Origin of the sequence: Micromonospora sp. AMSO12t (assembly GCF_008806585.1) — a bacterium.
In the GTDB taxonomy this organism is placed as follows: Bacteria; Actinomycetota; Actinomycetes; order Mycobacteriales; family Micromonosporaceae; genus Micromonospora; species Micromonospora reichwaldensis.
In genome coordinates this window covers 1-6,803 of sequence record NZ_WAAS01000316.1, presented here as the reverse complement: position 1 = coordinate 6,803, position 6,803 = coordinate 1, and the positions used below count along the sequence as shown (strand labels likewise).

Genomic DNA, 6,803 nt, shown 5'->3' with positions numbered 1-6,803 from the left:
GCGGCCGTGGGCGGCCGGCGGCCCGGCCTGCGGCGCAGCACCCGACGGGGGCGGGTGGCCTGCTTGAGACGTTCCTCACCGGCGTGGGCGAGGATGTCCCGCTGGAAGAGCGCGGCCTGCATCTTGGCGGCGATCTGCCGCTGCTCGCTGGCGATGGCGGCCTCGCGGGCCTTCATCTCCGCGATGGAGCGCTCGATCTCCGCCAGGTGCTCGACCCACTGTGGCTGGTGCGCACCGCAGTGCGGGCAGCTGGCGGCCGGTTTGATCTCCCGGCCGCACGAGGAGCACTGAAAGCTCGCCACGACACCCCTCCACCCGCACTGTGGACTCCCACCTTGGCAGCATGCCCAATGTGGGCGCGGATTTCGACAGTTGTCGGCGGGTCCGGGGCAAAGATCGTCCACGCGTACGGCGAACGGCCGGTCGCGGAGCGTGCTCCGCGACCGGCCGTCGGTCGTCGATCGTCAGGGGCGGCCCATGCCGCGGTACTCCCAGCCGGCCTGCGTCCACAGTGCCGAATCCAGGCAGTTGCGGCCGTCGACCACCTTGCGTCCGGCGGCCAGCTCGCCGAGGGCCACCGGGTCGGCGTTGCGGAAGTCGGCCCACTCGGTGAGTACGCAGACCAGGTCAGCCCCGGTCACGGCCTCGTTGATGCCGGGCTCGTAGACCAGCTCGGGCGCCACGGCGCGCGCCCGCTCCATGCCCTGCGGGTCGTAGACGTGTACGTCGGCGCCCGCCTTGCGCAGCAGCGAGGCGACGGAGAGCGCCGGCGCGTCGCGTACGTCGTCGGTGTTGGGCTTGAAGGTCGCGCCGAGCACGGCCACGCGCGTGCCGGAGAGATCCGGTCCGGCGGGCCCGGAGCGGCGGCCGAGCAGCTCGGCGGCGAGCTGGACCACCCGGGTCCGGCGGCGCAGGTTGATCAGGTCGACCTCGTGCAGGAAGCGCAGCGCCTCCCCGGCGCCCAGCTCCTGGGCGCGGGCCTGGAACGCGCGGATGTCCTTGGGCAGGCAGGCGCCGCCGAAGCCGAGCCCGGCCTGGAGGAACCGGTTGCCGATGCGCGGGTCGAAGCCGATGGCCCGGGCGAGGTGGGTGACGTCGCCGCCCGAGGCCTCGCAGACCTCGGCCATCGCGTTGATGAAGGAGATCTTGGTGGCGAGGAAGGCGTTCGCGGCGACCTTGACCAGCTCGGCGGTGGCGAAGTCGGTGACCACCAGGGGCACCTCGCGGTCCTCGGTGGCGGCCAGGTCGAAGACGCCCTTGTGCGCGGCGTAGAGCATGCCGTTGGCCCACTCGCTCTTGACGCCGACGACGATCCGGTTGGGCCGCAGCACGTCGTCGACGGCGAAGCCCTCCTGGAGGAACTCGGGGCTCCACGCCACCTCGACGCCCAGGTCGGCGGGGCTGTGCTTGCTGACCAGCTGCTCCACCCACTCGGCGGTGCCGACCGGCACTGTCGACTTGCCGACGATCAGCGCCTTGCGGGTCAGGTGCTGGGCCAGGCTGGTGACCGACGCCTCGACGTACGACAGGTCGGCGCCCATCCCGTCGGCGCGCTGCGGCGTGCCGACGCAGATGAAGTGCACGTCACCGAAGTCGGCCACCTCGGAGATGTCCGTGCTGAACCGCAGCCGCCCGGCCGCCAGGTTGCGCTTGAGCAGCTCGTCGAGCCCGGGCTCGTGGATCGGCACCTCGCCGGCGTTGAGCATGGCGATCTTGTCGGCGTCGACGTCGAAGCCGAGGACCTCGTAGCCGAGTTCCGCGTAGCAGATGGCGTAGGTCGCGCCGAGATAGCCGGTGCCCAGGAAGGTCACCCGCGGTCGCTGCGCGCCGGAGGGGGGCGTCACCGCGGCGATGGCGGGCATCGGCTGGGTGTTGGGGTACGGGATCGTCACGCCTGTCTTCTCCGCTCGCGCTGGCGTCGCGTCGTCGCGTCGCGTTCTGCTGCGGCGCCTGGGCGGGCACCGGAGGGACTCTAACGTCTGCCTGTTCCATCGTCGCCGGGCGGCGTCGGCGCTCCGCCACGTCCAAGGCTACGCGGCGGTAACATGACCCCGAACCGGGTCGCTATCCTTCAGTCTGCGCCGTCGGCGGTCAGGAGACGCTACAGACTGCGCATGATAGCGGTGAAGGGGAGGGGCCGACATGGCCGCAGAGCAGTCGTTCGACGTCTACCGGTTGCCCGAGGAGCACGAGGCGATCCGGGAGGCGGTCCGTGAGGTCTGTGCGGCCAAGGTGGCGCCGCACGCCGCCGAGGCGGACGAGACCGGCGAGTTCCCGAAGGCGTCGTACGACGCGCTGCGGGCCGCCGACTTCCACGCACCGCACGTCCCCGTCGAGTACGGCGGTGCGGGCGCGGACGCCCTGGCCACGGCCATCGTGATCGAGGAGGTGGCGCGGGCCTGCGCCTCGTCCTCGCTGATCCCGGCGGTCAACAAGCTCGGCACCATGCCGCTGCTGCTGGCCGGTTCCGAGGAGCTCAAGCGGCGCTACCTGACCCCGGTGGCGGCGGGCGAGGCGATGTTCTCGTACTGCCTCTCCGAGCCGGAGGCCGGCAGCGACGCGGCGTCGATGACCACCCGCGCGGTGCGTGACGGCGATCACTGGGTGCTCAACGGCGTGAAGCGCTGGATCACCAACGCCGGGGTGTCGGAGTTCTACACCGTCTTCGCGGTGACGGACCCGTCGGCCCGGTCCCGGGGCATCTCCGCCTTCGTGGTCGAGAAGTCCGATGCCGGGGTCAGCTTCGGCGCCCCGGAGAAGAAGCTCGGCGTCAAGGGCTCGCCGACCCGCGAGGTCTACCTGGACAACGTCCGGATCCCCGCGGACCGCATGATCGGTGCCGAGGGCACCGGCTTCGGCACCGCCATGAAGACCCTGGACCACACCCGGGTCACCATCGCCGCGCAGGCCATCGGCATCGCCCAGGGCGCGCTCGACTACGCCAAGGGGTACGTCCAGGAGCGCAAGCAGTTCGGCAAGGCGGTCGCCGAGTTCCAGGGCGTGCAGTTCATGCTCGCCGACATGGGCATGAAGCTGGAGGCGGCCCGGCAGTTGACGTACGCAGCGGCCGGCAAGTCCGAGCGGGGCGACGCCGACCTGACCTACTTCGGCGCGGCGGCCAAGTGCTTCGCCTCGGACGCGGCCATGGAGATCACCACCGACGCCGTGCAGCTGCTCGGCGGCTACGGCTACACCCGGGACTACCCGGTCGAGCGGATGATGCGGGACGCCAAGATCACGCAGATCTACGAGGGCACCAACCAGGTGCAGCGCATCGTGATGGCCCGCCAGCTCCTGAAGGGCTGAGCCGGTCGGCGGGCGGGCCGGTCGTCCGGCCCGCCCGCATCCTCACCCGGCTCCCGGCGCGCGTGCGGCCGGGGCGTCACCGGATCTCGGTCGTCGTGTCCTCTTCCGGCCGGTTGCCGGTGCGCGGCGGCGCCGACCACGGCGACCCCCCGCCGGTGCGGCGCGGCAGCGGCTCCGTCGGCGTCGGGTCCGGGTAGCCGAGGCTCGGCGGGGCGGTGTCCCGGTCCGTCGGCTCGGCCGGCGGCCAGTCGGTCAGCGTGAAGTCGTTGCGCTCCGGCCCCTCGGCGGGCGCCGGCGTCGGCTCGACCGCCGGTCGGGGCCAGCGCCGCCAGCGCTGCCCGCTGAAGGTGGCCACGACCAGCAGCAGGCCGATCAGGAAGAGCGTGCCGTTCTCCACGGGCAGGTGCAGCGGCAGGGGGTCGCCGAAGACCTTCCAGCCGTCCGGGATGCGGTCCCGCACCTCGAAGGGCGCGACGAACATCGCCACGTACGGGGTGGCGAGCAGCAGCCCGGCCACGAGCGGGCCGAGCGGTGACGTGCGCAGCGTGCCGAGCAGGCCGAGCAGGACCCCGCCGAGGGCGAGGTAGACGGCGGGCTCGATGAGATTGGCCGAGTTCGACGTGCCGATCTCGACCCAACGGTCGACGGTGCCCGCCGACCCGTCCTGCCCGAGGGTGACCAGCACCCACGTGACGGGCGCCACCACCAACCCCGCGAGGAAGCTCCAGAGATGTCGCATCCGCGCACCGTACCGTTTTCGACATGACCGAGCACCCCTCCACCGCGCCGGCCGGCAAGCCGACCTCCTACTCCCGGGTCACCCTGAGCCGGATCATGACCGCGGTCGACGTCAACCTGTACGGCACCGTGCACGGCGGGGTGCTGATGAAGTTCATCGACGACGTGGCGGGGGCCGCCGCGGCCCGGCACAGCGGCGGCACGGCGGTCACCGCGGCCATCGACGAGATCGTCTTCACCGAGGCCGTCCGGGTCGGTGACCTGCTGCACGCGCACGCCCAGGTGAACTGGACGGGGCAGACCTCGATGGAGGTCGGCGTCCGGGTGGTGGCCGAGCGGTGGGACTCGGCCGAGGACGAGCCGGTGCGGGTGGCCACGGCGTACCTCGTCTTCGTGGGCGTCGACCTCGGCGGCGCGCCGCGGGCGGTCCGGCCGGTGCTGCCGGAGGGCCCGGAGGACGAGCGCCGGTTCCGGGAGGCGGAGATCCGCCGCGCCCACCGGCTGGCCCGCCGTCGCGCCATCCAGGCCCACCGCGCCGGCTGACCGGGTGCAAGGAAGGGCCCCTTCCTCTCTACTGAGAGCGTCAGGAAGGCGCCCTTCCTGACGCGGCACACACAGCAGGGCGGTAGGGCATGTGGGTTCGGCACGTGCGCCGACGGAGGTCGGGTGCGGAGAATGGCGCTCTGAGGTAGGGCAAGATGGCGCCACGGCCCATTTCACAGTGTCGTGCGGGGCCAGGGGAGGGTGGAGCAGTGGGTGACGTGCTGTGGACGCCGCCGGCGGACGTACGCGAGCGGTCCCGGATCGGAAGCTACCTGCGCTGGCTGCGTGAGCACCGGGGGCTGGACTTCGCCGACTACGACGAGCTGTGGCGCTGGTCGGTCACGGACCTGGACGCGTTCTGGCGGTCGGTCTGGGACCACTTCGAGGTGGTCGCGCACACCCCGCCGACCGCCACGCTGAGCGGCCGGGAGATGCCCGGGACCAGATGGTTCCCCGGCGCCACCCTCAACTACGCCGAGAACGTGCTGCGGATGCCGGGCCTGGCCGACGACGACCCGGTGGTCATCGCGCACGGCCAGACCCGGGCGCCGGTCACCCTCACCGCCGCCGAACTGCGCGAGCAGGTCCGTCGGGTGGCCGCCGGGCTGCGCCGGCTCGGCGTCACCGCCGGCGACCGGGTCGCCGCCTACGCGCCCAACATCCCCGAGACGTACGTGCTGCTGCTCGCCACCAGCAGCCTGGGCGCGATCTTCTCCTCCTGCGCGCCGGAGTTCGGCACCCGCAGCGTCACCGACCGGTGGCAGCAGATCGAGCCGAAGATCCTCGTCGCGGTGGACGGCTACCGCTACGGCGACAAGCCCGTCGACCGGCGCGGCGAGGTGGCCGCGATCCGGGCCGCCCTGCCGTCGGTGAAGCACACCGTCGGCATCGCCTACCTCGACCCGGCCGGGGATCCGGCCACCGCGCCGTCCGGCGACGCTCCGGACCGGCCGGCGGGCGCGTTCGAGGGAGCGCTGGCCTGGTCGGAGCTGGCCGCCGACACCGACGAGCCGCTGACCTTCACGCCGGTCCCCTTCGACCACCCGCTCTACGTGCTCTACTCCTCCGGCACCACGGGGCTGCCGAAGCCGATCGTGCACGGCCACGGCGGCATCCTGCTGGAGCACCTGAAGATGCTCGCCCTGCACCACGACCTGGGCCCGGCGGACCGGTTCTTCTGGTTCACCACCACCGGCTGGATGATGTGGAACTTCCTGGTCTCCGGGCCGGCGGTGGGTGCGGCGATCGTGCTCTTCGACGGCAACCCGGGCCACCCCGACCTGGGCGCCCTGTGGCGGCTGGCCGGGGAGACCGGCACCACGTACCTCGGCACGTCCGCGCCGTTCCTACTGGCCTGCCGCAAGGCCGGGCTGGTGCCGAAGGAGACCGCCGACCTCTCCGCGCTGCGTGGGGTCGGCTCGACCGGCGCGCCGCTGCCTGCCGAGGGCTTCACCTGGGTGTACGAGACGGTCGGCGACGACCTCCAACTCCAGTCGCTCTCGGGCGGCACGGACGTCTGCACGGGCTTCGTCGGCGGCGTGCCGCTGCTGGCGGTGCACGCCGGTGAGATCACCTGCCGGGCGCTCGGCGCCAAGGTGGAGGCCCGTTCGGCCGACGGCACGCCGGTCGTCGGTGAGCTGGGCGAGCTGGTGATCACCGAGCCCATGCCGAGCATGCCGGTCGGCTTCTGGAACGACGCGGACGGCACCCGCTACCGGGAGGCGTACTTCGACCTGTACCCGGGCGTCTGGCGGCACGGCGACTGGATCACCATCAACGACCGGGGCGGCTGCGTGATCACGGGCCGTTCCGACGCCACCCTCAACCGGGGCGGCGTGCGGCTCGGCACCGCCGAGTTCTATTCGGTGGTCGAGGGGCTCGACGAGGTCGTCGACTCGGTGGTCGTGCACCTGGAGGACGACGAGGGCGGCGCCGGTGAGCTGCTGCTGTTCGTGGTGCTCGCCGAGGGCCTGGAGCTGGACGACGCGATGCGGAAGAAGATCTGCCGCGAGCTGCGTACGGCCCTGTCGCCCCGGCACGTCCCGGACGAGATCCATCAGGTGCGGGCCGTGCCGCGCACCCTGTCGGCGAAGAAGCTGGAGGTGCCGGTGAAGAAGATCCTCACGGGCACCCCGGTGGACTCGGCGGCGGCCAGGGGCGCCCTGGCCAACCCGGAGTCCCTCACGGCCTTCGCCACCCTCGCCCAGACCCGCACC

6 protein-coding genes are annotated in these 6,803 nt (G+C 72.4%); 3 read left to right on the top strand and 3 right to left on the bottom strand.

Features of this window, described 5'->3' with window-relative positions:
• Positions 1-302 (bottom strand): hypothetical protein (locus F6X68_RS29025; protein WP_151457238.1); only part of this gene is annotated, 302 nt, incomplete at its 3' end.
• Positions 303-464: 162 nt separating this feature from the next.
• Positions 465-1,892, bottom strand: coding sequence for a UDP-glucose/GDP-mannose dehydrogenase family protein (locus F6X68_RS29020; protein ID WP_151457237.1), 1,428 nt, complete (start codon positions 1,890-1,892; stop codon positions 465-467).
• Between the two features lie 250 nt (positions 1,893-2,142).
• On the opposite strand from F6X68_RS29020, the gene F6X68_RS29015 reads away from it, so the two are divergent.
• Complete coding sequence (locus tag F6X68_RS29015) at positions 2,143-3,306, top strand: acyl-CoA dehydrogenase family protein (RefSeq protein WP_132233510.1); 1,164 nt, start codon at positions 2,143-2,145, stop codon at positions 3,304-3,306.
• A 76-nt stretch (positions 3,307-3,382) separates the two neighbouring features.
• Here the strand turns inward: F6X68_RS29015 and F6X68_RS29010 are convergent, their stop codons facing one another.
• Entirely contained in the window at positions 3,383-4,045 is a 663-nt protein-coding gene (locus tag F6X68_RS29010; protein WP_151457236.1) for a hypothetical protein, read from the bottom strand.
• Positions 4,046-4,068: 23 nt separating this feature from the next.
• Here F6X68_RS29010 and F6X68_RS29005 point away from each other — a divergent pair, with 23 nt between their 5' ends.
• Positions 4,069-4,587 (top strand): acyl-CoA thioesterase, encoded by a 519-nt coding sequence (locus tag F6X68_RS29005; protein WP_132233514.1) that lies wholly within the window; start codon positions 4,069-4,071, stop codon positions 4,585-4,587.
• Between the two features lie 209 nt (positions 4,588-4,796).
• Positions 4,797-6,803, top strand: a 2,007-nt coding sequence (locus F6X68_RS29000; RefSeq protein ID WP_151457235.1) for an acetoacetate--CoA ligase, incomplete at its 3' end; no start/stop codon positions are given.

Excerpts from the sequence above, each read along its gene's own strand:
- F6X68_RS29010 (WP_151457236.1), bottom strand. The coding sequence starts at position 4,045 with ATGCGACATCTCTGGAGCTTCCTCGCGGGGTTGGTGGTGGCGCCCGTC.
- F6X68_RS29005 (WP_132233514.1), top strand. The coding sequence starts at position 4,069 with ATGACCGAGCACCCCTCCACCGCGCCGGCCGGCAAGCCGACCTCCTAC.
- F6X68_RS29015 (WP_132233510.1), top strand. The coding sequence starts at position 2,143 with ATGGCCGCAGAGCAGTCGTTCGACGTCTACCGGTTGCCCGAGGAGCAC.